We start from the raw sequence: 26,391 nt of genomic DNA on the forward strand, positions 1-26,391 counted from the left end.
TAACTGTATTGTAATAATATTTTATTCAAATATAATAACTTTCAGAATAATTAAAAAGGGTTTGAGGTGTATCGATGAGCACAAAAGCAAACTTTGATAGTTTAACTCCAATAATAGAAGTGAAAAACTTACAAACAGCTTTTCAAATAGATGGAGAATTATACAATGCAGTAGACGATGTATCCTTTAGTGTGAAACCAAAACAAATTATTGGTGTTGTAGGTGAATCCGGATGCGGCAAAAGTGTTATGTCTTTGTCAGTTATGAAGCTTTTACCTAAAGGAATCGGATCGATTCGAAGTGGTGAGGTTGTCTTTGAAGGAAAAAACTTAGAGAAATTATCCGATAAAGAAATGAATAAGATACGAGGAAAAGACGTTTCGATGATTTTCCAAGAGCCAATGACCTCGTTAAATCCGGTTTTTACCATCGGTTATCAGCTTCAGGAAACCCTCTTCAATCATATGAATATAACAAAAAAGGAAGCTAAATTAAAAGCAATCGCATTATTGAAGAGTGTTGGGATTTCTCGTCCTGAAAAAATTGTCGATGAATATCCACATCAATTATCAGGTGGAATGAGACAGCGTGTTATGATAGCCATTGCTATTGCGTGTCAGCCAAAGCTGCTTATTGCGGACGAACCGACAACAGCTCTGGATGTAACTGTCCAAGCACAAATTCTTGATTTATTAAAAGAAATTCAAGAAATCAATAATATGGCCATCATCTTAATTACCCATGATTTGGGTGTTGTTGCGGAGATGTGTGATCAAGTTATTGTAATGTATGCTGGTAAAATCGTCGAAAGAACAGATGTCGATACGTTATTCCATAATCCGAAGCATCCATATACTGAGCTTTTAATGGGTGCGATCCCAAAAATGGATGAAGATGTCGAAGTTCTTAGCTCCATAGAGGGCATTGTACCTTCGCTTAAAAATATGCCGCAAGTAGGATGCCGCTTTGCGAATAGGTGTCCGAAGGCTATGCCAGAATGTAAAATGATTACTCCTCAGCTTGCTGAAACCGTAGCAGGCCATGAGGTTTCATGCTTGCTCTATGAAACAAGCAAGCCGAAAGAGGGGTCGAATGTTCAATGAGCAGTCAAACAGCAATCAATAAAGATGTAAAAGAAACAGAAACTAATTCTAATAAACTATTAAAAATTCAAAATCTTAAAACCTATTACCCTGTTAAAGGCGGTTTTTTTAAGAGAACAATTGCCCAAGTAAAAGCAGTGGATGATATCAGTTTTGAAATTAATAAAGGTGAAACTCTCGGACTAGTTGGTGAGTCTGGCTGCGGAAAATCGACTGCTGGAAGAACAATTTTAAAGCTGTTAAGTCCAACCTCTGGAAAGATAGTATTTGATGGAAAAGATATTACCCATCTCCGCGGAAAAGAATTGCGGCTTGCTAGAAAAGATTTTCAAATGGTTTTTCAGGATCCATATGCTTCTCTGAATCCAAAACAAATGGTCGGAGATATCGTTTCTGAGCCAATACGAAATTTTTCGAATAAAAGCATGAAAGATTTAAAAGAGGAAGTAATGGAGCTATTGCAAAAGGTTGGCTTGCCAGAGGATGCGTACTATAAATATCCACATGAATTTTCAGGTGGGCAGCGTCAAAGGATCGGGATTGCAAGAGCATTAGCTTTAAAACCAAAATTAATTGTAGCAGACGAACCTGTATCCGCTCTTGATGTATCTGTTCAATCACAAGTACTGAATCTTTTAAAAGAGCTTCAAGAAGAATTTGATTTAACGTATCTTTTTATCGCCCATGATTTGAGTGTCGTAAAGCATATGAGTGACAGAATCGGGGTTATGTATTTAGGGAATCTAGTAGAAATCGCAGATAAAAGCAGTTTATATGCTGAACCGCTTCATCCTTATACCCAAGCATTAATTTCAGCTATTCCGGAACCAGATCCCCGTAAGCGAAGAGAGCGAATTGTCTTACAGGGAGATGTGCCAAGCCCGGTTAATCCTCCATCTGGATGTCCATTCCATACTAGATGTCCAGTGGCAAAAGAGGAATGCTCGAAAGTAAAACCTGCTTTAAAGGAGGTGAAGCCGGGCCACAAAGTTGCGTGTGTACTTTATAACTAATGAAGAATAAATATTTGGGGGGAAAAACATTGAAAAGAAAATCCATATTATTGTTGGCAGCTCTAATGTTAGTGATGTCAATGTTTCTTGCTGCCTGTGGAGGCAAGGAAAAAGCAGGGACAAAAACAGAAGGAAATAAAAACGGACAAACAAAAAATGGGGAAGCTTCAAAAGATGGCGGTACATTAATATATGCTGTTGATACAGCTCCTGAAGGGAAGTACAATATTAACTTCTATGGAAATGCTTCGGATTCTGCCGTTCTCGATTTTATTGATGATGGCTTAATCACATATGATGAAAAAATGAAGCCTATTCCAAATATTGCTTCATGGGAAACACAAGATAATAAAGTGTATAAATTCACTTTCAAACAAGGTGTTAAATGGCAAAATGGTGAAGAGCTAACAGTTGATGACTGGATCTTCGCAATTAATACATTAGCAGACAAAGATTATGAAGGTCCACGTTATGTTAACGTACAAACAATCGAAGGTGCTCCTGCTTACCATGATGGAAAAGCTCAGGAAATTTCTGGTCTTAAAAAGATTGACGATTACAATATCGAAATCACATTTGACAAAGCACGTGTAAACAACCTTGAAAACTTATGGACTTACCCACTGTCCCGTAAAGAATTTGAAGGTGTAAAAGTTAAGGACATGATGAAATCACCTCAAGTTCGTCAAAATCCAATTGGTACAGGTCCATACAAGATTAATAAAATTGTACCAGGTGAATCAATTGAGTTAGTTCGTAATGATGATTATTGGCAAGGTAAGCCTCATATCGAAAAAATCATTTTAAAAGTAATTGATCCAAGCTTAATGGTTGGGGAATTGAAAAACCAAACAGTTGATTTCTCAGACTTCTCACCTGTAAGCTATGATGAAATTAAAAAGCTAGATAATGTCAATATCCTTAAATCTCCTGGAGTTTCCTACTACTATGTTGGTTTTAGACTTGGAACGTGGGATGGCAAGAAAAATGTAGCAAACTATGATAAATACAATAATAAACAGCTTCGTCAAGCTATGGCTTATGCGATGAATCGACAAGAGTGGAATGATGCATTCTTCTTCGGTTTAGGTCATCCAGTAAACCGTCCTATTCCATCTTCACACTGGATTGCTGCAGACAACAGTGAGTTAAATGAGTATCCGTATGATCCAGAAAAAGCTAAACAATTGCTAGATGAAGCTGGATACAAAGATGTTGACGGTGACGGCTTCCGTGAAGATCCAAATGGAAAGCCATTTGTTGTAAACTTCAGTCACTATAAAACAGCAAACCCAACTTTCGAAGCTCGTGCAAAGCAAATTGCTCAATATTGGGAAGAAGTTGGTTTGAAAACAAAGGTTAATATGACACAGGTAGATCTTTACTATGATAAGTTAGAAAAAGCCGACAAAGCAATGGAAGTATTCTTCGGTGGCTGGAGTACAGGTTCTGATCCAGATCCATCAGGATTATGGAGATCAGATTCTCTTTGGAACTATGCTCGTTGGGTGAATAAAGATTCTGATAAATTACTTGATGATGCACTTGATGTAAAAATCGTTGGTACAGATCAAGAAAAACGTAAACAACTTTATGTTGATTGGCAAAAATTATTCAATGATGAATTACCAGTAATTCCTATCGCAGAACTTGATCAAACAATTGCTTTAAACAAACGTGTTCATGGGGTAGAGCTTAATCCACTTGGCACAAATAGTCCTCATTTATGGTGGGTTGATCAAAAATAATCACTTTTAGCTGTAGCAGATAAGGGGAATGAAGCATGTTAAAATATAGCCTTAGAAGATTACTTGGCATGATCCCGATGTTACTCCTTGTCTCCATTGTAGTGTTTACCCTGGCAAAATTAATGCCAGGGGACGCCTTCAGTGGGGAAATAGATCCGACCAAAACAGATCCAAAATATATTGCACATATGCGTGATAAGTTGGGCTATAATGACCCAATTTATGAGCAATATTATAGATGGATAAAGGATTTTGTTCAAGGAGATTTTGGAAATTCGGTACGTTATAGAATACCTGTTAGCGATGTGATAGGAGAAAAAATTCCTAATACAATCTTTTTAGGAGTAACATCACTTTTATTAACTTATATTTTTGCATTTTTTATGGGCATGTATGCTGGGAGGAAACCGTATACGATCGGAGACCATTTCATAGGCGGGGTAAACTATCTAGGTCTGTCAATCCCATCATTTGTTGCTGCTGTATTTTGTATTTACTTTTTTTCATTCCAACTAAACATATTTCCTTCTAATGGATCTGTTGATATTACTCTCACGGAAGGAACATTTGATTACTGGCTAAGTAAAATTCATCATGTTATTTTACCAGCACTCATGCTAGGTCTTTTAAGTACAGCAAGTTATACACAGTTTTTACGCAACGATATTATTGAAAACAGTCGTAAAGATTTTGTACGTACAGCAAGAGCAAAAGGAACAAAGGAAAGCAAAATATACAATGTACATATTTTGCGTAATTCAATTATTCCACTCGTTACCTTTTTAGGATTTGATATTGTGTCAATTATCAGTGGGGCAATTATTACAGAAACCATTTTTACTTATCCGGGTATTGGACAACTATTTCTTGATTCCGTTAACAATAAGGATTATCCGGTACTAATGACCTTGACAATGATGTTCTCGTTTTTAACATTATTCGGGAATTTAATAGCTGATATATTATACGGGGTTGTCGATCCGCGTATACGTTTAGATTAGGGAGGATGGACATGGAAGTAGTAACAGATAAATTAATAGGAAAACCAATACAAAAAAGTCTCTCTCCATGGGCCATTGCTCGTCGAAAATTTGTAAAAAACAAGCTGGCTATGGTAAGCTTAGTATTTTTAGTTTTGATTGCTTTAATATCAATATTAGCACCGATTATTTCAACACAAGATATTATTAAAGTAAATATAAAAACAATGTCATTATCCCCTTCATCTGAGCATTTTTTAGGTACAGATAAAAGTGGACGGGATGTGTTCACCAGGTTGATGTACGGTGGAAGAATATCTTTAGTAGTAGGACTCTCCTGTACATTTCTAGTAATTTTATTTGGAACGATCATGGGTTCGATAGCTGGTTATTTTGGTGGAACAGTCGATAGCATACTCATGCGCTTTACAGATTTTGTGCTTAACTTCCCCTTCATAGTATTTGTTGTCGTATTAAATACCATTTTATTTGGGAAAGTTAATGGTGTTTGGGTTTTAATTATGGTAATCAGCTTTCTTACCTGGGGTGGAGTCGCACGTATCGTAAGAAGTAAAATATTAGCTGAGAAAGAAAACGAATATGTATTAGCGTCAAGATCAATAGGATGTTCTTCATCAAAAATTATTATTAAGCACCTATTGCCAAATATTCTTTCGACGATCATCGTACAAGCAAGTATTACTTTCGCCAGTATGATTGTATTTGAAGCAGCATTAAGTTATTTAAACTTTGGTGTACCTCAAGAGATCCCAAGCTGGGGGAATATGTTATCTTCAGCAAATGAACCAGATGTACTCCAATATAAACCATGGATTTGGGTTCCACCTGCATTAATTATTACAATAACAACTCTTTCCATTAATTTCATTGGTGAAGGCTTAAAAGATGCATTAAATCCGAAATCTTAACTGAAACATGATCCCTGCCAAAAATGGTTGGGATTTTTTTATGTGCTTTATCGATATTTAGTAGACTTGCTATTACTGAATGTTTAAATTGTAAAGGGAGGAATAATTTTACTTAAAACTGCCCATACTTATTGCAAACAGTTGATGCAAGGGGGTTAACGAATGCTGTATCTTCATGATGTATGGGTAAATTGGTTTGAAGGGGAAGAAAATGGGTACAATATTTGTCATTTTCATGAATGGAGAAGAGATGACACGATTGAATTATTAGATCAAGTACCATTATTATTAGTTGATTCTTTATTATACGATTACATAGAAAATGATTTAAGTGAGTTACCATCTGAATTAATGAATGATGTTTACCAAAAAGCTTTTTCAAGAAAAAATCATGAACGTGTACAACTAGAATATTGCTTTGTTGTTACTGATGGAAAGGGAATATTAGCCGTTGATACGATTGGTTATAATATACCGATTCGGAAAAGCAGACTGATTCCACGTCAAGAGCAGTTAGTATATGAAATGATTGAACAGCATGAACCAGCAGAATTTAAATTTGAAAAAGTCGATGTTAAAAAGGAACATCATATTTTATCTCCGGAACCAGTAAATATGTGGGGACTTACAAGAAAAGAAAGACAATTAAAACAATTACTTTTTATGGCATTGGATCAGCTTTATTCCTCAAAAAATGCGGCTGAAATCCGATATTGGTACACAGAATGGTCACCAGAACGTTATCCGGAAATTCAAATGATGGATTTTAATGATGTGTGGAACAAACTTTATGACGAAGTGAAGTGTGGATGGAGTGAAAAACATGTAAACCTATGTGAAAATTTGATTAAAGGACAACCCTTTTTTGAAAAACTATGGGAAATGGAGCATGGTCCGAAGGTAAATTAACACCTTGAAAAAGAGTACACCATTATGAATGGAGTACTCTTTTTGACGGTTATTTACGTTTTCTTCCAAGGCCCATTGCGTTTTCCATTTTTTTGAGCATTTTATTAGCAACCTTATTTGCTTTTTCAGCCCCGTTGTCCAAAATCTTATCTAGTTCATCTGATTCAACTAATTCAAAGTATTTTTTTTGAATTGCAGAAAATCTATTAACTACTACAGCAGCTAAATCAGTTTTAAATTCTCCATAGCCTTTACCTTCATATTGCGCAACAATTTCATCAATTGGCCTGTTTTCAATAATCGAGTAAATAGATAGAAGGTTAGAAATTCCAGGCTTATTTTCTTTGTCGTATTTCACTATTCCTTCTGAGTCAGTAACCGAACTCTTAATTTTTTTCTCAATTGTTTTTGGATCATCAAGTAAGGAAATAAAGCCTTTTGTATTAGGATCCGACTTACTCATTTTTTTCAATGGATCCTGTAAAGACATAATTCTCGCCCCTACTTTAGGAATTCGAACTTCTGGTATGGTGAAAATATCATTATATTTCTTATTGAATCTTTCAGCCAAATCTCTAGTTAACTCAAGATGCTGCTTTTGATCTTCACCTACAGGGACTAAATCTGTGTTATAAAGCAGAATATCTGCAGCCATTAGCGGCGGGTATGTTAGTAGTCCTGCAGTTACTGAATCCTTACCACTAGACTTGTCTTTAAATTGTGTCATACGCTCTAATTCACCAATATAAGCGACACATTGTAGCATCCAACCTGCTTGTGCATGGGCTGGAACCTCAGATTGAATAAATAAGGTTACTTTTTCAGGATCAAGTCCAGCGGCAATATAAAGAGCTGCTAAATTTCGAATATTTTGGCGCAACACTAAACGATCTTGGGGAACAGTAATCGCATGTTGATCTACAATACAAAAATAACAATTGTATTCATCTTGTAGTTCTACAAATTGCATTAATGCCCCAATGTAATTACCTAATGTAATAGTTCCGCTAGGTTGTATCCCAGAGAATATCGTTTTCATTATAAATCCCTCCGTATAAAAAATAAAAACCATTCGTCCCTATAAAAATAGGGACGAATGGTTGATTCCGCGGTGCCACCCTAAGTGCTAAAATATTAGCCTCTTAGTTCCATGTAAATGATCATGGAATCTCATTAACGTGAGATATACGCCAAAAACTAATAAGCCTTAGCCTTTCATTTTTGGTGCTCCAAAGTCCATTCCATAAGATCAGCTTGTTTGTTTACACCAACCACAAACTCTCTATTAAAGCTAGATCAAATGTACTACTCTTTATCAATGCAATTTAATGTTTATAAAATTTATCATATTGTATCTAAATTCTCAGAAAAAGTCAATAAAACTTTAAGCAAATTTTAATATTTCTATGAGAAACTAAATTCATAACATATTAAGATGTAAATCAATAATGAACAATAAGGTAAGAATTTTCAATTGAGATTGATAATCAATGAATATGTTATAGCTCATAAATAAAAGAAATTTAAGGTTCAATTAATTCATGTTTTTAGGAAAAAAATACTGTTGCTGGCAATACGACTATTGTCACATTGCTGACAATTTTAATTTTTGTAAGAAGCATTTTTTCAAAAAATATATTCATTGAAGTGTAATTAGTGTATAATACATAATATAGATTTTTTATTTAAAGTAATTTTAATTTAAAAATCAATAATCCTTGCTGGATTATGTATACAAAATCTAAATTAAGGAGTGTGAATGATAAATGGTAACATTATACACTTCACCTAGTTGTACATCATGTAGAAAAGCAAGATCATGGCTTGAGGAAAATAATATTGAATATAAAGAACGTAACATTTTTTCTGAACCATTGAGTTTAGATGAAATAAAAGAAATACTAAGAATGACGGAAGACGGTACAGATGAAATTATCTCTACACGCTCAAAAACTTTCCAAAAGCTAAACGTCGACTTAGATACGTACCCTTTACAAAAGTTATATAAATTAATTCAAAAAAATCCTGGATTATTAAGACGCCCAATTATGGTAGACGAGAAACGTTTACAAGTTGGATATAACGAGGATGAAATTCGCCGATTCTTACCACGTAAAGTACGTTCGTATCAATTGCTTGAAGCTCAAAAGTTGGTTAATTAAGAATTATCTTAACATAAAATCTTTGTCAAATGTTAATAGATATAGAAATCATCAATTCGGGATTTCTTTAATCTTACTTCTAACATCTGACTACTGTAAAATTTATAGTTTTTTTCTTACTCACGCCTTCATGCCCATATTGTTTGGAATGAAGGCGTTTTATGTATTGTGGAAATGTTTACTGAAAATTTAGTCTTGAATATTTTCGATAAATCCGATAAAATTAGCAAAACAATAGAATTTTTTATAGTGTCTTTAAAAATTTGTGGACACTTTTAGGTATAAGTGGAATTTTAAATTGGGTAGACTTTTTATTTCCAATTATAAGCTTTTTATCATAAAATAAGAGTACAAGTGTAAAATATTATATAATACTAATCATACACTGGCCTTATATGGGGGAACAGTCCCTTCATAACTTTCAAATAGAAGGGAGAGTTGATGTATGGAAATCGAACGTATTAACGAAAATACAGTCAAGTTTTATATTTCTTATGTTGATATAGAAGAAAGAGGATTTAATCGTGAAGAAATATGGTATGACCGTGAACGAAGTGAAGAGCTTTTTTGGGAGATGATGGATGAAATCCATAATGAAGAAGAATTTGTTCCAGAAGGCCCGCTTTGGATTCAGGTTCAAGCTTTAGATAAAGGGTTAGAAGTATTAGTTACAAAAGCACAACTATCTAATGATGGCCAACGCTTTGAACTTCCAATACCGGATGAAAAATTGAAAGAGTTACCAATTAATGAGCGTATAGAAGAATTTCTTGATGAACATTTTCAATCGAAGCATCTCCAAGATGATGAGGATGACATTTTGGAATTTATGATGTCTTTCAAGGATTTTGAAGATGTCATTTCCTTATCAAAGAGATCTGGTTTAGACAATATTTTGACAAAGTTGTTTTCCATTAACAATAAATATTATTTATACGTTGAATTTCCAGATGAATTGTTCGAAGAAGAGGAAATTGACAACATTTTAAGTATTTTGCTTGAATACGGGGAAGAGTCATCGTTCACTGTACATCGTCTCCAAGAGTACGGAAATGTAATCATTGACAAAGATGTATTTTCTACAATAAATCAACATTTTAATTAAGAAAGCTAAGTACCAATTTCAATGTGAAATTGGTATTTTTTTTGATTTTTTAGCAGGATAAATATCCATCAAGATTGAATATATTTTATTAAGGGAAAGGAAGGTGAAGGAATGCTTACGGCATTAACAAATGATGGAAAGCCAGTTTGTTTAATCCATTGCCGCACAAAAAATGAATTATTAAATTATAAAAGGTATTCATTTTACTGTCCGCAATGCCGGGAAAAGGTAATTTTAAAAACAGGCATCTACAAAATTCCTCATTTTGCCCACCAACCATTGTCCAACTGCGTATCAAGTTCAGAACCAGAAAGTGAGATTCATTTACAAGGGAAAATCGATTTATATTCATGGTTAAGTAAACGAGGTATGGACATTGAAATGGAAAAATATTTACCCAGAATCAAACAACGGCCTGATTTACTGGTGAAAAGAAACGGACGAGTTTATGCATTTGAATTTCAATGTTCATCCATTCCTGTTAAAGAAATGATTTCGAGGAGCTCTGGCTATGCTTCTTGCGATATTATTCCAATTTGGATATTGGGTGGTGAACCATATCAAAAGAAAATTAGTTTTACAGAAAATGTATTTCAGATATCAGATTTTCAGTGGTCATTTACACAGTATAATATTACACAAGGGATGCATTTTTATAGTTACTCACCAATTTCAAAAAAGTTGAACATCCTATCCCACATAACTCCTCTCTCAACCAGAAAAGTTTTAGCTCATCAAACCTCTGTCCCGCTATCACAACTTGAATTCCCATTTCAATTTCCAGCAAAGGAATATTTAAAAATTAATCATGAGTATTGGTATACAGAAAGGAAAAAATGGCTCCAAAATAAAATAATCTACACAAAAAATTTTAAGGATCCATTTTTACAATCTACTTACTATAATGGACACTCTCCTTTATTGTTATCACCTCTCATAGGTATCCCTGTTAACTTTATGGCTGTTTGCAAGTCACATCCTGTTGTATGGCAATATTATATTTGGAGCGATGGAATCATGTATCTTACGGCAGGTGATGAATTTACATTATCAAAGATTGAGGGAGTTTTTGAAAAGCGAGTTTTAGCTGGGGATATCGAAGTGAGAATTTTTCCTATACTAAAAATAAATTTTCAAAGGCAAATGATTTATCACTATTTGAAGTTATTATCTCAATTCGGATATATAAACGAGATTAGGATAGGTAAGTATGTGATGAATAAATCATTGCCCATTCCAAACAATATAGAGGATGTTGTTAGGCAGGAGCAAGAAATAGGAAGTAGCTTATTAAAATAATATTATTTGGGAAGTCAAATAATTTGCAGGATTCTATTATTCTGAATAGAATAATAAAGGAGTAATGGAATTTCGAAGTTCGAAAGAAATGGAGGAAATAAAATGACTAATAATACATCTGTAAAATCACTTCCAAATCGAAATGAAGTGCCCGAGGAACTTACTTGGAGGCTAGAAGATATATTTGAAACGGATGATGCCTGGGATAAGGAATATAAAGGGGTTAAGGCATTATTAACAGAAGCGGATCGGTTTAAAGGTACTCTTGGAGAAAGCGCGAAAAACCTGTATGATGCATTAAAATTTCAAGATGAAGTTTCTGAAAAACTAGGAAAGCTATATACATATGCTCATATGCGTAGTGATCAAGATACGGCAAACTCTTTTTATCAGGGCTTAGACAGCAGGATGAGAAGCTTATTAGCAGAGGCTGGCAGTGTATTTGCATATTTAGTGCCAGAAATTTTGTCTATTGATGAAGAAAAGCTTAATAATTTTATTAATGAAGATGAAGAACTTAAACTATATCAGCATGCTTTAGAACAAATTAATCTTCAAAGGCCACATGTTTTGTCTGCTGATCAGGAAGCATTATTAGCACAAGCAGCTGAGGTGATGAATGCTTCAAGTAATACGTTCGGTATGCTAAACAATGCAGATATCGAATTTCCATGCATTAAGGACGAAGATGGGGAAGAAGTTCAAATTACCCATGGACGTTACTCACGATTTTTAGAAAGCACTGACCAACGTGTGCGAAAGGATGCATTTGAAAAGGTTTATGAAACCTATGGAAATTTTAGAAATACTTTTGCCAGCACATTAGGTGGTCAGGTGAAAAAAGATAACTTTAATGCAAAGGTTCGTAAATACAAGTCGGCAAGACATGCTGCGCTTTCGAATAATAATATTCCGGAAAGTGTTTACGACAATCTTGTAAATACAGTTAATAAGAATCTGCATCTTCTCCATAAATATGTAAAGCTTCGTAAAAAAGTTTTAGGAGTAGAAGAGCTTCATATGTATGACCTTTATACACCTCTTGTAAAAGATGTGGAAATGAAAATTCCTTATGAAGAAGCGAAAGAACTTGTACTAAAGGGGCTTGCTCCATTAGGTGAGGAATATCAAAGCATCTTGAAAGAAGGCTTTGAAAATCGTTGGGTTGATGTAGAGGAGAATAAAGGAAAAAGAAGCGGTGCATATTCATCAGGAGCATATGGAACAAACCCATATATCTTAATGAATTGGCAAGATAATGTTAATAATCTTTTTACATTGGCACATGAATTTGGTCATAGTGTTCATAGCTATTATACAAGAAAGAATCAACCGAATACATATGGGGATTACTCTATATTTGTAGCGGAGGTTGCTTCAACATGTAATGAAGCACTATTAAATGATTACTTACTAAAAACGATTGATGATGAACAGAAAAGAATTTATTTGTTAAATCATTATTTAGAAGGATTCAGAGGAACTGTATTCCGTCAAACGATGTTCGCTGAATTTGAACATCTTATTCATCAAAAAGAGCAAAATGGTGAAGCATTAACTGCTGAGCTTTTAACAAAAGAATATTATGAACTAAATAAAAAATATTTTGGCGGCGAGGATATTATCATTGATGAACAAATTGGCTTAGAATGGTCAAGAATTCCTCATTTTTATTACAATTATTATGTGTATCAGTATGCAACTGGATTTAGTGCTGCAACTGCATTAAGTGCACAAATATTGGAAGAAGGAAAACCTGCTGTAGAACGTTATATTGGTTTCTTATCTTCAGGAAGTTCAGATTACCCTATTGAAGTATTGAAAAAAGCAGGAGTAGATATGACAACCTCTGAACCGATTGAAGAGGCGCTTAAAGTATTTGAAGAAAAGCTTAATGAGCTTGAAAGTTTATTATCGTAGTGTATAACATAAAAAGGTCAGGCGAATGAGCCTGACCTTTTATTTAGTTAGTATTTTTTTAAAAGGTAAGAAAGTATAAAATCTACTAAGGATATTAGGCATGAAAAGTGTCGGCTGTGTCTAGCTCCAGCGCCTATCGGCTAGCGGATTTCTCCGTCTTCTCCCTACGATAAGTCAACATCGACTCGTCCCTCGCCGTGTCTCCTTTATCTCAGTCGAAGACTACGAAATCCGTACGCCGATGAGCAATGCGCTTGCGCTTTTCTTATCAATGAAACCCTCGGAATTGATTTCTACTGTTTAAATAATATACAAAAATGAATAGTGATATAAACAAAATTGGAGATGTAACATAAAGGGGAAGGAGTTTCATTAGCCCGAGAATGTTTATACAAAAAGCAAGGAGGATTACAATTAAATAAATGGGAATAACATACTTTTGCATTTGAAAACTCCTTCCGGTTATTGCTTAATACTATATAAATATTAAATAAAGGAGAAGAATATCACTTGTTTTTGACAATATTGTGAAAGTCTTAACATGAACTTGCACATACAAGATGAATTATGCTATATTAAGGATGTGAAGTTGATCACAAACAAACATATACCCCTTTGTTTGACCGTGAAAAATTTCTCCCATCCCCTTTGTTCGTGTTGAAAAAGGTCCTGTATATACAGGGCCTTTTTCTTATAGGTAAGGAAAATTTTTTTGAGAATAACTTTTCTAGAGTGAAGGTCTACCTTTAGAACTAGTAAATCTCAAGGATTAAAAGCTTTTCCTAATCTTGTAACCTTATTAAAAGGCTGTTTTCGCTTAGATTGTTAAAATCCTAATGCCGATTTTAACCTGTTGCTTTTCGAAATAGCTCCCATCCTTAAATAAATTGGCTTCGTGTTCTTTTCATCATCCCATACTCATCATGAAAGTAGTAAATAACCGTAAAAATCCTACTAGATATTTACTGCGTAAAATCTCTACCGATCTTTACTTTGTTACAGAAAGCAACAATGTTTCAGAAAAGAGCATATTAAAAAAAGGAATTTAGCCTTATAGCCAAATTCCTTTTAGAAATTAATGCTCTTCTTTTTCGATATATCTCCAAAATGTCCCGAACTTACCTTGAATGATTTTTACTTTTTGCTGCAGTACCCATTTTTTTAACTCTTTTTCAACATCAGAGATTGTCATATCATAAACGATAGCTATTTCCTTTGAAGCTACAAGCTTAAATCGTTTTAGAAATTGCTCCAATGATGGTAAAGGCGAAGGGGATGGACGATCTTCCAACATTTCTTGAATGATTTGCACATACACTTCATAGGGATAGAGCCCAGTAATTTTTAACCCTTCATCCTCGATATTTTCATTAAAGAAAACAAGGGATGGGATTTCAGTAACTTCCATTTCAACTAAAATTTTCAAATCACATTGAAATGCTTTAGCTGCACTATCTGAATGGATATCATTTAAAAATTCATCAATGTCTAAGTTAACGCTTTTTGCACATTCAATAAGTACATCCAGATTAGAAACATTTTGTTTTTCGAGAAATAACATCTCTTGAATTTTTCGAAGGAAGCGAATCCCGGCTCTTCTTCCTTGTAATTCAGCTGCTTTTATAGCAATGGAAGCACGATAAGGAGCTGAAATGGGATTTTCAAACCATAGGCTTCCGTCACATGACATCCCTGTTCTGCTTGCTGTATTCTCCCAAAGTTGAGCAATTGCTTCACGTTTTTTAGCACTTAAGTTTAATCTTGTTAGTTTTCCGCTTAGAACATGTTTTAAACGAAAATATTGACCATATTCTAATTGTAATTTTTTTATGATCGGTTCAAGTGCCCAACATTCAGGGCATAATGGGTCAATAAACATATAAATTTCTAATGGTTTTTTATCAGAATTAAAGCAACAGTGGTAATTTGTGATTAGATTATCTTTCAATTTTCTTCACCTGTTGTTGGATCAGGGCTATTTACCATGTGCCTTGCTGTTAGAACAAGTCTAGAAAAAAATTCTTCCCGTATTGGTCCATCTAATTTGATTTCGTCCATTGCCTCACTCATGCAAGAGAGCCATGCTCTTGCCCGTTTTGGAGTAATTTCATGAGGAAGATGGCGTGCCCTCATCATTGGATGGCCAAACTCTTGCGTATAAACTTGCGGCCCACCTAAATATTGTGTTAGAAACAGTTTTTGCTTGTATGCGACTTCCGTTAAGTCTTCTGGAAAAATTGGGATTAGATCGGGATGCCTTGCGACTCTATAATAAAACGCATCGACAAGATTGTGCAGAGTTTTTTCCCCAATTATCTCATACGGTACAATACGTTTCTCTACCATATGAATATCTCCTTTTAAATGAAATGATTATAGTATGTTTATTTTAGCAGGTGGGAGTACAATAACTCAAATAAATAGCTTTTTCAATTCTTATATTTTGCTTATTTTTATTAAATATTCCAATGAGAGAAGGGATTAAGTAAAATTTGTAAATAACTAGAATTAACAAAAACGTAAAAATAAAAAACGCTATTCATATGAATAACGCTTTACGTTAACAGTTTTAACTATAATAACGATCAGTTATTTTTTTTACATAGTTTTGAGTTTCTTTAAATGGTGGAATACCGCCATAACGGTCAACATTACCTGGTCCAGCATTGTAAGCAGCTAGTGCAAGTTCAATATCTCCATTATAACGATCCAGCATATTTTTTAAATACTTGCTTCCTGCCATAACATTTTGTTCAGGGTCAAAAACATCTGTCACCCCAAGGCTTTCTGCTGTGGAAGGCATTAACTGCATCAAACCAGCTGCTCCTGCATTGCTAACAGCATTTGATTGAAAACTGGATTCTTGATGAATGATAGACTTAATTAATTCCGGCGGGAGACTGTACTGCTCACTTGCCTTTTGAATAATCGCCTCAATATTTTTAGGTGCAATTGTTTTTTCAGCAGGATTCTTCACTGTATAGTTAATATTTATTGGAGCGGAATTACTCAGTGAATCATAAAGATTTGCCGTATTATTCCCTGATTTTACACTCGAGGCACTCTGTAATGCATCTTCCAATAATTCCTGAAAAAGCGTACTAGAATCGCCGGATTGTAAGTTTGATGAATTTGAAAAGCTTTGAAGTGCTTGCAATTCAAGCAATATCTTCATTTGATTAATAGTGGTCATTTCTTATTCCTCACTTAGCTTTTTCTTTATAAAATCGCACAATCTTATTATCGGTTTGGCGAATCGGAATATTTAATTGATTCATTAAAGAAATAAATTTTTTTTCTCCTAAGTCTCTATCCTTTACTTCATATTCTATCTCAAAATCTTCTTTTTTTAAATAGAAACTATGATCAAACACTAGTAAGCCATTTAAATAATTTACTTCTGCTCGTTTTGTTGTTAATGTCCCGAAATAAACCAGATCAGTTAGTGGAATATCTAACTGTTGTAGTCGATTTTTCACCTCGCCTTCAGGCACTTTTCCATGGCTTATCATTTGATCTACTTGTTCAATGTCAATCCTTTCATTCGTTTCTAAAAGCCCTACCTTAGCAGGCTGTTTCAATGTTAGCTCATAAAAATCTTTTTTCTTTCTAATTCGAAGGGCACAACCGATAAGTTTTAAGGAAAAAACCTGAGTATCAAAGTAATGATTTTCTTGTTCGATGAAATCATTTTCTTGGATAGAAAATTGATTAATTACTCGATAAAACTCTTCTTTTGTCAATAAATTTTTAAATTCTATTTCTATTTCACTGCTCATTTTGATCGCTCCTTATTTACTTTTGCGCATTTAATCCTTGTTAGCATTTTATCAATTATAATCTTTAGTTCGCAATCAGTTATTATGGTAAAATGGTATTGAATGTATAAATGGAGTAAAATTTTGATGTATGGGTAAATTTTGCATAAATATATAAAGTAAAGCAGTTACTCCTGATTTGTAAGTTAGAGGTGATGGTAAGTGAATCATTGGGAACAGTTTTTAGCCCCGTATAAGCAGGCGGTTGATGAGCTAAAGATAAAATTAAAAGGGATGCGTACACAGTTTGAACAAGAGCATATCCACTCACCAATTGAATTTGTAACAGGTCGTGTGAAGCCAATTGCTAGTATTTTAGATAAAGCAACTCAAAAAGGGATACCACTTGATCGATTAGAAACAGAGATACAAGATATCGCGGGACTTAGAATGATGTGTCAGTTTGTAGATGATATTAAAAAAGTGGTTGAACTATTGAGAATGAGAAATGATTTTAAAATTATTGAGGACCGAGATTATATTTCTAATAATAAACCAAGTGGTTATAGATCATACCATGTAGTTATTGAATATCCGGTTCAAACAATTCATGGTGAAAAGAAAATTTTGGCTGAAATTCAAATTAGGACGCTGGCCATGAATTTTTGGGCAACGATTGAGCATTCATTAAATTATAAATATCGCGGACAATTTCCGGAAGACATAAAAATGCGTCTTCAACGTGCTGCTGAAGCTGCCTTTCTGCTTGATGAAGAAATGTCAGAAATTCGCGAGGAAATTCAAGAAGCCCAAGTATTTTTTACGAAAAATAAAGAAAAGCATAAAAATACAACGAAAAAGAATATGGAATAATAAATACATGTTACATATATGGGAGAAGGTGATACAGGAATGAAATTCTCAATAACATCAAAAGGAAATGCAAAATCAAATACATTAATGCATAAGATTCGTACATATTTGCAGGACTTTGGGCTTGAATATGATGATGATCAACCTGATATCGTCATATCAGTTGGTGGTGATGGCACCCTGTTATATGCTTTTCATCGATATAGCTCGAGATTAGATAAAACGGCATTTGTAGGTGTACATACGGGGCATTTAGGTTTTTATGCAGACTGGGTTCCTGAGGAAATTGAAAAACTAGTTATTGCAATTGCAAAGACTCCTTATCAAGTAGTTGAGTATCCACTGCTTGAAGTGATTATTCGTTACCAGCATGGCGGAAAAGAGACAAGATATTTAGCTTTAAATGAATCTACCGTAAAATGTGTAGAAGGTACATTGGTAATGGATATTGAGGTTCGTGGTCAGCATTTTGAGCGATTCCGCGGTGATGGACTATGTGTTTCAACTCCATCCGGAAGCACGGCTTATAATAAAGCCCTTGGAGGGGCAATCATTCATCCTTCTTTACAAGCGATTCAATTAGCTGAGATGGCTTCGATTAATAACAAAGTATTTCGTACTATCGGATCACCATTGATTTTTCCAGGGCATCATACTTGTACGTTGAAGCCAGTTAGAGAACAGGATTTTATGGTTACAATTGATCATTTGACATTATTGCATAAAGATGTGAAATCGATTCAATTTCGTGTCGCAGATGAAAAAATTCGATTTGCACGCTTTCGTCCATTTCCATTTTGGAAACGAGTCCATGATTCGTTTATATCAGATTAATGAAGGTGAATAGGGTGGTTTCATTTTCCTTACAATGGTGTATTGAAGAAAAAGATGAAGGTAAGATGATTAAGGAATATTTAATCGAACAGGAGATCTCTAGAAGATCTTTAACAGATATTAAATTTTCTGGCGGTAAAATTTTAGTTAATGGTCAGGAAGAAAATGTTTTGTATCGGTTGAACATTGAAGATCATCTCGAAGTTATTTTTCCTCCTGAAAAAAGCAGTGAAACATTAGTAGGAGAAAATATTCCTTTAAAAATCATATATGAGGATCGAGATATTTTGGTCATCGAAAAACCGCCATATATGAACACGATCCCTTCAAGAGAACACCCGACTGGCAGTCTTGCCAATGCAATCATTGGGTATTATCAAAAAGGTGGTATAGAGGCTACTGTACACATTGTGACACGTCTTGACCGAAATACTTCTGGTTTAGTACTAGTTGCGAAACATCGATATATGCATCATTTATTAAGTCAAATGCAGCAAAAAAGGTTGATTAAGCGTACATATGAAGCGTTAGTTGAGGGTGTTTTGGATCAAGCTAGTGGAACGATTGAGGCTCCCATCGGCAGAAAAGACACGAGTATCATTGAAAGAGAAGTACGGATGGACGGACAATTCGCACGGACCCATTTTGAAGTATTGAAGCAAAAATCTGGTTATTGTCATGTGAAACTGTGGCTGGACACAGGAAGGACACATCAAATCCGTGTGCATATGTCATTTATTGGGCATCCGTTATTAGGCGATGAGCTTTACGGTGGTAGTACTGACATTTATAAGCGTCAGGCGCTACATTGCAGCAACCTCTCTTTTTACCATCCTACACTGGAAAAGGAATTGAATTTTCATAGTTATTTTCCATTTGACGTATGAAATAATGGGCCTTGGTCATAGAGCCGAAGGTCTATTATTTTTTGGGGTTGAGGGGTCTTCTTGCAAAGCCCCGGTATGATATAGATAAAGCGAACAAAATTCAAAATATCTATATCAAAGCCCCGTTATGATATAGATATATCGAACAAAATCCAAAATATCTATATCAAAGTCCCGTTATGATATAGATAAATCGAACAAAATCCAAAATATCTATATCAAAGTCCCAGTGTTATATAGATAAAGTAAACAAAATCCAAAATATCTTCAGCTTACAGCAATAAATATTTTATTTCACATAATATGCACTTTTACCATGTCCGAAAAGATTAAAGTTTTTTGAAATAATCCTCTGTATCGTTTGAAAAGGAATGTTCTTACACCACTCATGGATTATTTTAGTGGTAATTTTTGTTTCTGGAAATAGGATGGTCAATTCGGCTATGCTACGTAATACGGCATTTGTAACATCCTCTTTGTGAGCACAGTAACTACATTCCAAAGTTTTTCTTATAAAACTTGTATAAAAAGATTGGCATTTCATACAAGTAATTCCTTTCTTAAGATCATTTAACGTATATTTAGGTATTCTCTTATAGGGTGACACTTGCATATGGGAAGCTAATAGTCGGTCAACTAGTTTCGTATGATTTTTTGCTAAATTAGAAGATTTGTTCTCTAGATTTTTCATAAAGCGGTTAATCTGGGGTGGAAAAACAATCTGCAGATTTCGTGGAGCGTTGTACAAGTGGAACTCGGGGTTGATAAAGATAAGATATGATTCAATTGAATAATTGAATCCAGAACTTTTAATGAATCGGCGGAATAGTGATTCAATTCGGTGCAACTGTTGTAACGGATTGGTTATTTCTTTTCCGGATAATGAATACCATGTGTCATTTTCAATATAGAAATCACCCTCATAATTTTTTACTTCAAAAAGGTAGTTCGTTTCAGAATGAATGCATAAACTATCAATTTGATAGGAGGTATTATTTGTTTCGAGTAGTAAATCATTGAGGACCGTCCAATCTTTTGAGAGGTTTGATAAATATTCATCAAACTTTTTTTCACCTAAGAAGCCTTTTTGAAGGTTTAAATAATCAAGCTTTTCTTTTTCAGGTAAATCCATTCGAATGTTCAATGACTTTAAAACATTTAGTTCAAATGATTCTTTACGTTGTTTAATAATGATAATTACATCACCTAACTTTCTTTTTTTAATTTTACGAAATTCTTCCTATATTGACAATGATAAAAAAATAAAAAACGCAAAGCAAAGTGCCTCGCGTTTTTGTTAACCAAAGGTTAATAGTAAACCGCACTTTTATTCATCTAACAAAATACTTTAAATATTAATCCTGCAAAACCTAAATATCCTATTAGTTCACAATGGTTTTTAAGTGGTCGATAATCTTCAAAATCGAAAAGCATTTAAAAACCTCCTTTTTAATGATATGACCAAATTCACAATTGATTAAGTTTTCAACATTCAATTAATTGGGTTTGATCTTAGGGATAGCCAATTTGATAGGTATGAAGGGATCTGTCCATTTTCTGGTAAACTTACATGTCCCTTGTGGAGAAGTTGAAAGGTTTTATCTTCACTCGAGACTAAATCCATAATAGGCATGATTTGCTCTTTTGGTACAAGTTTGTCATTTTGTGATCCAATTACTAATAAATTTGCTTTAATATTTTTTAAGCTTACTTCTTCTCCTTCTATAATCATCCCTCCATTTTTTAGTTTATTTTCTTTAATTAGATCATTAAATAATTGTTTCAATACTGTACCAGGCATAGGGATATGGCCCTTTGTCCATTCATTCATCCTGCTCCATTTAATTTGATATTGTGCATCATATGCATGATTTAATAGTGATAAGTATGGGGAGTAGTAAACAGGGGATGTAATTAAACGAATCCCATAATATATAAATAATGGTGAAATTAGGCCTACAGAATCTAAAATTTCATCAAAATTTGTTTGTTTTTCGGTTAGTGGTTTTTTCCAGTTGCTATAATTAGGGACATATTGAAAATCGATGGGTGTTGAAGCAAGAATTAAATTTTTGATTGGTTCTTTAGCAATACTCGTATACATCGCAGCCAAAGTTCCACCTAAACAAAATCCCATGATGCTTATTTCTTCTGCCCCTGAATGAGATAAAGCTCGTTGTACACCTTTACTCAAGTATTTTGTAATATAATCATTGAAGGTTAAATCCTTATCTTCGTATCCAGGAATCCCAAAATCAAGTAGGTATACCTCATAACCACTGTCAATTAATGTTTGAATAAAACTATTTCCTTTACAAAGATCTAGAATGAACGGTTGGTTAACGAGAGAATATACTAGAAATAAAGGGGTTTGATATTTTTTTATAGTTGGTTCGTAATACCACAAGGTGGTTTTATTTTTTTTCCAAATTTCTTTAGGCAAGAGACCAGTCTCAGTTACTGGATGAATAGTCGTTTTAAAGAAACCTGCCCATCTTTTTAGCTCTTTTATCGGTAATTCGTGTATCCTGCTTATGGTATTACCCATTTTGATTTCCACCCTTTGAAGCTAATTGTTTAAGTTCTTTAAGAGCAATTAGTAATTCATCCACTTTTTCATCAATTTGATCGACCTTTTCTTCTGTCTGTATATTTATTTTTGTAGCGTTAGCAACATCATTTTTTGTTGGGAAATTTAAAGGAATAGAGACTGTTTCAACAGTATTTTGAAGTTTTTTAATTACAGCTGCAGCTACTCTACTATGTGTACCGAATTGTTTTACAATTGCTTCGTTATTTAGTTTGGATTGAATGGATTGATTTATTGTTTCTTCTAGCTTAAGTCCACTCATTTTTAAAATTTGATAGATGTCTATTGATATTTTATTTGACATAAATGAAACTCCTTTCAATTTTTTAAATGTGAAAACAGCTGAAGTATTCATAGAAATGTTTTTGATGTGATGATAAATGTGACAAACATTTCAACATTTGTTATAACTGCTATAAGTTAACGGTTAATCCGCCATCTACAACTAGCAATTGTCCGGTAATATAATCGGAGGCTTTAGATGATAGGAAGAGGGCGGTTCCTTTTAAATCAGAGTCACTTCCGAAACGTTTAGCAGGGATTTTGCTTAAAAGAATTTTGTTTGCATGATCTAATACTTTTGTTATTTTTGTAGGAAAAAATCCAGGGGCAATTGCGTTAACTTGAATGTTATAATCAGCGAGTTTTACAGCTAGATCTTTCGTTAAGGAAACCACAGCGCCTTTACTAGTGTTATATGCGATAGAATCTAGAAATGCCGGATTGGTTCCGTAAAGTCCAGTAACAGAAGAAATATTAATTATTTTCCCGCTACCTTGCACTTTCATGACTTTAGCAACTGCTTGAGAAAAAAAGAACATCCCTTTAAGATTTACATTCATGACTTTGTCCCATTTATCATCTGGCAAATCAAGTACTGGATGGATCCACGATGTTCCGCTATTATTAATTAGTATGTTAATGCTGCCGAACGTTTCCAGTGTTTGTTTCACTACAAATTCAATATCTTCTTGTTTTGTGACATCACATTTAAGCGCAATTGATTGAAAACCTTGTTGGTTTAAGTGTTCACTCATTTTTTGGCAAGTTTCGAGATTACGGGAACAAATAACTACATTGGCACCTGCTTCTGCAAGGGCACTTGCCATTTGTGCGCCAAGTCCACTTCCCCCACCTGTAACAATAGCTGTTTTATTCGATAGATCAAATAACTCCTTCAACCTCAAAGAAATCATCCTTTCTTATAAGAGTTACATAATTAGAATTTTGGATTCTATTCATTATAGATAATCAGATGAGGAAGTGTGTTAAAATTGATATTTTTGCCGAAGCCCTATTTTTAGAAAAATTATATAGATGATAGATTCACTAAGTCTAGTTATTCTGCAAATGTTCTAAACTTCTCTGGGACATAGGGCATGGATGAAACAACTGAAACTATTTCCATCTCCGGATAACGTAAAGCTGTGAGTTTTCCTCCGAAAACTGCCCCAGTATCAATGTTAACTGTATGGTTAACGAATCTAGCTTCTTTAACAGGGGTATGTCCATATACAATCCATGTGCTGCCAGTATAATGTTTTGCCCAATCGCGTCTAACTGGTGAGCCGTCCTCATGTTTTTCACCTGTAATATCTCCGTATAAAACGAAGGTTTTAACACTTTTATGGTACTGGCCAATATAATCCTCTCGTATTCCCGCGTGAGCGATGATTAGCTTTTTGTCGTTTAATATTTGGTAAAGCGGGGATTCTTCATATAATTGGATAAACATCTTTTTATAATGGTTTTCTTCTTTCGGTGTACATGCCTTAAGTTCAGCAACAGTTGTTTCAAGTCCATGAGTTATTTGTACGTTTCTTCCGATAAAATATCGGTAAAGTTTATTGCAATGATTTCCTGGAACATAGAAAGCAAGATTTTGCTGCCACAGCTTCCATACGATTTCAATTATTTTTAACGAATGCGGACCTCGATCGGTTAAATCACCAACAAAGCTTAGTTTACGATGATCGGGATGGACTGGAATTCCTTCACTCCAATCATATCCCAGCTTTTTTGTCAGTGTGAAGAATTCATCATAGCAGCCATGAATATCGCCAATAATATCTGTTTTCATTTTAAACTCCTTTAAGATATTCTTTTTTTTATTATTCTAATTGGTTGATGTAAATATAATGAGTAAATATGGAAACATAATACTATTAAAGATAAATCAAAAAAGAATACTGTACACATTCTTATTTAACGACAAATTAATATAGTTTTGGTAGGATATAAAAATAAACATGGACCATAAGAAGTGTGTTTCTTATGAAACCTATTTCGGAGTAGAAATAAAATTAATGAGGAAATTTGAAAAATCGCATAAAATTTGATTTTCATCTTTGACCTCCAGAAAGGGGAGAAACCATGGAAAGTGGATCACTTACCTCTGTTGTTATTGTTGTCATAGCTGCATTTCTTACTCCACTTTTACTACATCGTTTCAAGCTCAATGTTATTCCTGTTGTAATTGGTGAAATTATTGTTGGATTGATCATTGGAAAAAGTGGATTTAATTTAATCGAAAAGGATATGTGGTTGCAAACTTTGTCCACTCTAGGTTTTATTTTTTTAATGTTTTTAAGCGGGCTGGAAATTGATTTTTCGGCATTTTCGGGAAACAAAAAAACAGCCACATTGCCAAATGGTAAAAAAGAACCTAACCGTTTAAAGGTAGCGTTTATCATTTTTATTGGCATTCTCATTATATCTGTTCTGCTTTCATACTTATTTGTATTAGCAGGCTTAATGCAAGATGTATTTTTATTGACGCTAATTATATCTACCATTTCATTAGGTGTAGTAGTACCTACATTAAAAGATGCTCATATTATGAAAGCGGCTATTGGCCAAATCATTCTCTTAATTGCTGTCATTGCTGATCTTGTGACGATGATATTATTAACGGTCTATGTGTCACTAACAGGTGACGGCGGGGGAAACATGTGGCTGCTTTTGATTCTTTTTGCAGCAGGTGTCCTTCTTTATTTCATTGCAAGGCGATTTAAACAAAAATCATTTTTTGAAAAACTATCAAAAGGTACTACTCAAATTGGGACACGAGCTGTATTCACACTTATTCTAGTTCTTGTTGCCCTTTCTGAATCAGTAGGTGCCGAAAATATTTTAGGAGCTTTCCTGGCCGGTACTCTTGTATCATTGTTAGCACCAAATCCAGAAATGGTCCGGCAGCTAGATTCGTTTGGATATGGATTTTTAATACCTATTTTTTTCGTAATGGTCGGTGTTGACCTCGATATATGGTCTTTGTTAAGCGAAAAAAAATTACTATTACTGATCCCATTATTAATGGTTGCTTTTCTAATTTCAAAAATCATTCCAGTTTTCTTACTGAAAAAATGGTATGACACTAAGACAGTCATCTCATCGGCCTTTTTGCTCACATCGACACTTTCTCTGGTCATTGCAGCAGCAAAAATTGCTGAACGAATTGGTGCGATTACTCCTGAAATGAGTGGGACATTCATATTGGTAGCAGTTATCACTTGTATCATTACACCGATATTATTTAGAAAAATTTTCCCTAAAGAAAACCTGCAAGAACGAAAACAGAAAGTCGCTTTATTAGGTGCCAATCAGTTGACGCTATCGATTAACAGGGAATTAAGCCAGAAATTATATGAGCCAACTTTATATCATACTAATCAGGATAAGGCGGATAACCAAATTGCTGATTCGCTTTTTAATGAAAAAGAAATTCACAATTATGACATTCCAACATTGGAACAAGAAGGTGTCTTTTCTTCAGATATAATGGTTATCATGTCAGGGGACGAAAAAACAAATGCTGCGATAGCGATAGAAGCAAAGCATAAAGGCGTAGAAAGAGTTATTGCTAGAGTTGAAAGTCCAGAGCTCGAGCAGATGGTGAAAAATCAAAATGTAGAAGTGTTCTCAACGCTTCTTTCTACACAAGCATTATTGAGAGCGTTAATTGAATCACCAAGTGTGATGAAAATATTAACCAATCAAGAAACATCTTTATTTGAAATTAAAATGTTAAACAATGAATTTGAAGGAATGACACTAAGAAAATTTCCGTTTACCGGAGATGTTATTTTTGTCAGGATTTTTCGTGGAGGAGAATCCATTATTCCGCATGGTGACACTGAACTTCATTTTAATGATCGGCTGATTGTTACCGGCTCAAAAGAATATGTTGATGAACTAAAGCGTGAATTAGAATTTTGTGATTGGTGTTAGTTTAAAATAAACTTTCATTGTTTAAGAAAATCAGGTAAAATTAGTACTAGG

Annotated in this window: 24 protein-coding genes and 1 other annotated feature; of the genes, 14 read left to right on the forward strand and 10 right to left on the reverse strand. The window is 34.1% G+C overall.

The window, feature by feature from the left end:
* Positions 1-74: 74 nt before the first annotated feature.
* The 6 genes from ACQKP0_RS11680 to ACQKP0_RS11705 all read left to right on the forward strand — a co-directional run bounded on the left by ACQKP0_RS11680 (position 75) and on the right by ACQKP0_RS11705 (position 6,682).
* Complete coding sequence (locus ACQKP0_RS11680) at positions 75-1,103, forward strand: ABC transporter ATP-binding protein (RefSeq protein ID WP_427406021.1); 1,029 nt, start codon at positions 75-77, stop codon at positions 1,101-1,103.
* Positions 1,100-2,116, forward strand: a complete 1,017-nt coding sequence (locus ACQKP0_RS11685; RefSeq protein WP_427406022.1) for an ABC transporter ATP-binding protein — start codon at positions 1,100-1,102, stop codon at positions 2,114-2,116. The genes ACQKP0_RS11680 and ACQKP0_RS11685 overlap by 4 nt, the downstream gene beginning before the upstream one ends.
* Before the next feature lie 29 nt (positions 2,117-2,145).
* Positions 2,146-3,864, forward strand: coding sequence for an oligopeptide ABC transporter substrate-binding protein (gene opp4A / locus ACQKP0_RS11690; RefSeq protein WP_427406023.1), 1,719 nt, complete (start codon positions 2,146-2,148; stop codon positions 3,862-3,864).
* Positions 3,865-3,899: 35 nt separating this feature from the next.
* Positions 3,900-4,865, forward strand: coding sequence for an oligopeptide ABC transporter permease (gene opp4B, locus ACQKP0_RS11695; RefSeq protein WP_427406024.1), 966 nt, complete (start codon positions 3,900-3,902; stop codon positions 4,863-4,865).
* A gap of 11 nt (positions 4,866-4,876) precedes the next feature.
* A complete protein-coding gene (opp4C, locus tag ACQKP0_RS11700) occupies positions 4,877-5,773 on the forward strand; it encodes an oligopeptide ABC transporter permease (RefSeq protein WP_427406025.1) in 897 nt (298 codons plus the stop codon).
* A gap of 162 nt (positions 5,774-5,935) precedes the next feature.
* Positions 5,936-6,682, forward strand: a complete 747-nt coding sequence (locus ACQKP0_RS11705) for a YjbA family protein (RefSeq protein ID WP_427406026.1) — start codon at positions 5,936-5,938, stop codon at positions 6,680-6,682.
* Positions 6,683-6,731: 49 nt separating this feature from the next.
* Here the strand turns inward: ACQKP0_RS11705 and trpS are convergent, their stop codons facing one another.
* Positions 6,732-7,724: a tryptophan--tRNA ligase gene (trpS, locus tag ACQKP0_RS11710; RefSeq protein ID WP_427406093.1), complete on the reverse strand. Its 993-nt coding sequence runs from the start codon at positions 7,722-7,724 to the stop codon at positions 6,732-6,734.
* A gap of 43 nt (positions 7,725-7,767) precedes the next feature.
* Positions 7,768-8,010, reverse strand: a binding site (T-box leader).
* A gap of 438 nt (positions 8,011-8,448) precedes the next feature.
* On the opposite strand from trpS, the gene spxA reads away from it, so the two are divergent.
* The 4 genes from spxA (at position 8,449) to pepF (ending at position 13,168) form a co-directional block, all read left to right on the forward strand.
* Complete coding sequence (spxA, locus tag ACQKP0_RS11715; protein ID WP_427406027.1) at positions 8,449-8,844, forward strand: transcriptional regulator SpxA; 396 nt, start codon at positions 8,449-8,451, stop codon at positions 8,842-8,844.
* A 445-nt stretch (positions 8,845-9,289) separates the two neighbouring features.
* Complete coding sequence (gene mecA / locus ACQKP0_RS11720; protein ID WP_427406028.1) at positions 9,290-9,949, forward strand: adaptor protein MecA; 660 nt, start codon at positions 9,290-9,292, stop codon at positions 9,947-9,949.
* Between the two features lie 111 nt (positions 9,950-10,060).
* Positions 10,061-11,248, forward strand: coding sequence for a competence protein CoiA (locus ACQKP0_RS11725; protein WP_427406029.1), 1,188 nt, complete (start codon positions 10,061-10,063; stop codon positions 11,246-11,248).
* A gap of 102 nt (positions 11,249-11,350) precedes the next feature.
* Complete coding sequence (gene pepF, locus ACQKP0_RS11730) at positions 11,351-13,168, forward strand: oligoendopeptidase F (RefSeq protein ID WP_427406030.1); 1,818 nt, start codon at positions 11,351-11,353, stop codon at positions 13,166-13,168.
* Between the two features lie 1,075 nt (positions 13,169-14,243).
* On the opposite strand, the gene ACQKP0_RS11735 is transcribed toward pepF, so the two are convergent.
* From ACQKP0_RS11735 to ACQKP0_RS11750, 4 genes are all read right to left on the reverse strand, one after another.
* Positions 14,244-15,116: a ClpXP adapter SpxH family protein gene (locus ACQKP0_RS11735; protein ID WP_427406031.1), complete on the reverse strand. Its 873-nt coding sequence runs from the start codon at positions 15,114-15,116 to the stop codon at positions 14,244-14,246.
* Positions 15,113-15,514, reverse strand: coding sequence for a globin (locus tag ACQKP0_RS11740; protein ID WP_427406032.1), 402 nt, complete (start codon positions 15,512-15,514; stop codon positions 15,113-15,115). The genes ACQKP0_RS11735 and ACQKP0_RS11740 overlap by 4 nt, the downstream gene beginning before the upstream one ends.
* Before the next feature lie 223 nt (positions 15,515-15,737).
* On the reverse strand, positions 15,738-16,361 hold the full coding sequence (locus tag ACQKP0_RS11745) for a lytic transglycosylase domain-containing protein (RefSeq protein WP_427406033.1): 624 nt from the start codon (positions 16,359-16,361) through the stop codon (positions 15,738-15,740).
* A gap of 10 nt (positions 16,362-16,371) precedes the next feature.
* A complete protein-coding gene (locus ACQKP0_RS11750; protein ID WP_427406034.1) occupies positions 16,372-16,947 on the reverse strand; it encodes a CYTH domain-containing protein in 576 nt (191 codons plus the stop codon).
* 201 nt (positions 16,948-17,148) lie between these two features.
* Here ACQKP0_RS11750 and ACQKP0_RS11755 point away from each other — a divergent pair, with 201 nt between their 5' ends.
* The 3 genes from ACQKP0_RS11755 to ACQKP0_RS11765 are packed head-to-tail and all read left to right on the forward strand — an operon-like array spanning position 17,149 to position 19,520.
* On the forward strand, positions 17,149-17,799 hold the full coding sequence (locus ACQKP0_RS11755; protein ID WP_427406035.1) for a GTP pyrophosphokinase: 651 nt from the start codon (positions 17,149-17,151) through the stop codon (positions 17,797-17,799).
* A gap of 39 nt (positions 17,800-17,838) precedes the next feature.
* On the forward strand, positions 17,839-18,633 hold the full coding sequence (locus tag ACQKP0_RS11760; protein ID WP_427406036.1) for an NAD kinase: 795 nt from the start codon (positions 17,839-17,841) through the stop codon (positions 18,631-18,633).
* Positions 18,633-19,520 carry an RluA family pseudouridine synthase gene (locus ACQKP0_RS11765; RefSeq protein WP_427406037.1) on the forward strand — a complete coding sequence of 296 codons (888 nt, stop codon included), beginning with the start codon at positions 18,633-18,635 and terminating at the stop codon, positions 19,518-19,520. The genes ACQKP0_RS11760 and ACQKP0_RS11765 overlap by 1 nt, the downstream gene beginning before the upstream one ends.
* Before the next feature lie 289 nt (positions 19,521-19,809).
* Here ACQKP0_RS11765 and ACQKP0_RS11770 read toward each other — a convergent pair whose 3' ends face one another.
* The 5 genes from ACQKP0_RS11770 to prpE form a co-directional block, all read right to left on the reverse strand.
* Positions 19,810-20,664: a nuclease-related domain-containing protein gene (locus tag ACQKP0_RS11770; protein WP_427406038.1), complete on the reverse strand. Its 855-nt coding sequence runs from the start codon at positions 20,662-20,664 to the stop codon at positions 19,810-19,812.
* Between the two features lie 348 nt (positions 20,665-21,012).
* The gene (locus ACQKP0_RS11775) at positions 21,013-22,068 is read right to left on the reverse strand and encodes an alpha/beta fold hydrolase (RefSeq protein WP_427406039.1); all 1,056 of its coding nucleotides are present in this window, start codon (positions 22,066-22,068) and stop codon (positions 21,013-21,015) included.
* Positions 22,061-22,414 carry a hypothetical protein gene (locus ACQKP0_RS11780; protein ID WP_427406040.1) on the reverse strand — a complete coding sequence of 118 codons (354 nt, stop codon included), beginning with the start codon at positions 22,412-22,414 and terminating at the stop codon, positions 22,061-22,063. The genes ACQKP0_RS11775 and ACQKP0_RS11780 overlap by 8 nt, the downstream gene beginning before the upstream one ends.
* Positions 22,415-22,523: 109 nt before the next feature.
* Positions 22,524-23,297 carry an SDR family oxidoreductase gene (locus ACQKP0_RS11785; RefSeq protein ID WP_427406041.1) on the reverse strand — a complete coding sequence of 258 codons (774 nt, stop codon included), beginning with the start codon at positions 23,295-23,297 and terminating at the stop codon, positions 22,524-22,526.
* Positions 23,298-23,449: 152 nt separating this feature from the next.
* The gene (gene prpE / locus ACQKP0_RS11790; RefSeq protein ID WP_427406042.1) at positions 23,450-24,190 is read right to left on the reverse strand and encodes a bis(5'-nucleosyl)-tetraphosphatase PrpE; all 741 of its coding nucleotides are present in this window, start codon (positions 24,188-24,190) and stop codon (positions 23,450-23,452) included.
* Positions 24,191-24,483: 293 nt separating this feature from the next.
* On the opposite strand from prpE, the gene ACQKP0_RS11795 reads away from it, so the two are divergent.
* Positions 24,484-26,340 carry a monovalent cation:proton antiporter family protein gene (locus ACQKP0_RS11795; RefSeq protein ID WP_427406043.1) on the forward strand — a complete coding sequence of 619 codons (1,857 nt, stop codon included), beginning with the start codon at positions 24,484-24,486 and terminating at the stop codon, positions 26,338-26,340.
* Positions 26,341-26,391: the final 51 nt, after the last annotated feature.

It is taken from the genome of Heyndrickxia sp. NPDC080065 (assembly GCF_050281185.1).
In the GTDB taxonomy this organism is placed as follows: domain Bacteria; phylum Bacillota; class Bacilli; order Bacillales; family Bacillaceae_C; genus Heyndrickxia.

Excerpts from the sequence above, each read along its gene's own strand:
- ACQKP0_RS11705 (WP_427406026.1), top strand. The coding sequence starts at position 5,936 with ATGCTGTATCTTCATGATGTATGGGTAAATTGGTTTGAAGGGGAAGAA.
- ACQKP0_RS11765 (WP_427406037.1), top strand. The coding sequence starts at position 18,633 with ATGAAGGTGAATAGGGTGGTTTCATTTTCCTTACAATGGTGTATTGAA.
- prpE (WP_427406042.1), bottom strand. The coding sequence starts at position 24,190 with ATGAAAACAGATATTATTGGCGATATTCATGGCTGCTATGATGAATTC.
- ACQKP0_RS11775 (WP_427406039.1), bottom strand. The coding sequence starts at position 22,068 with ATGGGTAATACCATAAGCAGGATACACGAATTACCGATAAAAGAGCTA.
- opp4B (WP_427406024.1), top strand. The coding sequence starts at position 3,900 with ATGTTAAAATATAGCCTTAGAAGATTACTTGGCATGATCCCGATGTTA.
- spxA (WP_427406027.1), top strand. The coding sequence starts at position 8,449 with ATGGTAACATTATACACTTCACCTAGTTGTACATCATGTAGAAAAGCA.
- ACQKP0_RS11680 (WP_427406021.1), top strand. The coding sequence starts at position 75 with ATGAGCACAAAAGCAAACTTTGATAGTTTAACTCCAATAATAGAAGTG.
- ACQKP0_RS11780 (WP_427406040.1), bottom strand. The coding sequence starts at position 22,414 with ATGTCAAATAAAATATCAATAGACATCTATCAAATTTTAAAAATGAGT.
- opp4C (WP_427406025.1), top strand. The coding sequence starts at position 4,877 with ATGGAAGTAGTAACAGATAAATTAATAGGAAAACCAATACAAAAAAGT.
- pepF (WP_427406030.1), top strand. The coding sequence starts at position 11,351 with ATGACTAATAATACATCTGTAAAATCACTTCCAAATCGAAATGAAGTG.
- ACQKP0_RS11745 (WP_427406033.1), bottom strand. The coding sequence starts at position 16,361 with ATGACCACTATTAATCAAATGAAGATATTGCTTGAATTGCAAGCACTT.
- ACQKP0_RS11725 (WP_427406029.1), top strand. The coding sequence starts at position 10,061 with ATGCTTACGGCATTAACAAATGATGGAAAGCCAGTTTGTTTAATCCAT.
- ACQKP0_RS11760 (WP_427406036.1), top strand. The coding sequence starts at position 17,839 with ATGAAATTCTCAATAACATCAAAAGGAAATGCAAAATCAAATACATTA.
- ACQKP0_RS11740 (WP_427406032.1), bottom strand. The coding sequence starts at position 15,514 with ATGGTAGAGAAACGTATTGTACCGTATGAGATAATTGGGGAAAAAACT.
- ACQKP0_RS11685 (WP_427406022.1), top strand. The coding sequence starts at position 1,100 with ATGAGCAGTCAAACAGCAATCAATAAAGATGTAAAAGAAACAGAAACT.
- ACQKP0_RS11795 (WP_427406043.1), top strand. The coding sequence starts at position 24,484 with ATGGAAAGTGGATCACTTACCTCTGTTGTTATTGTTGTCATAGCTGCA.
- mecA (WP_427406028.1), top strand. The coding sequence starts at position 9,290 with ATGGAAATCGAACGTATTAACGAAAATACAGTCAAGTTTTATATTTCT.
- ACQKP0_RS11750 (WP_427406034.1), bottom strand. The coding sequence starts at position 16,947 with ATGAGCAGTGAAATAGAAATAGAATTTAAAAATTTATTGACAAAAGAA.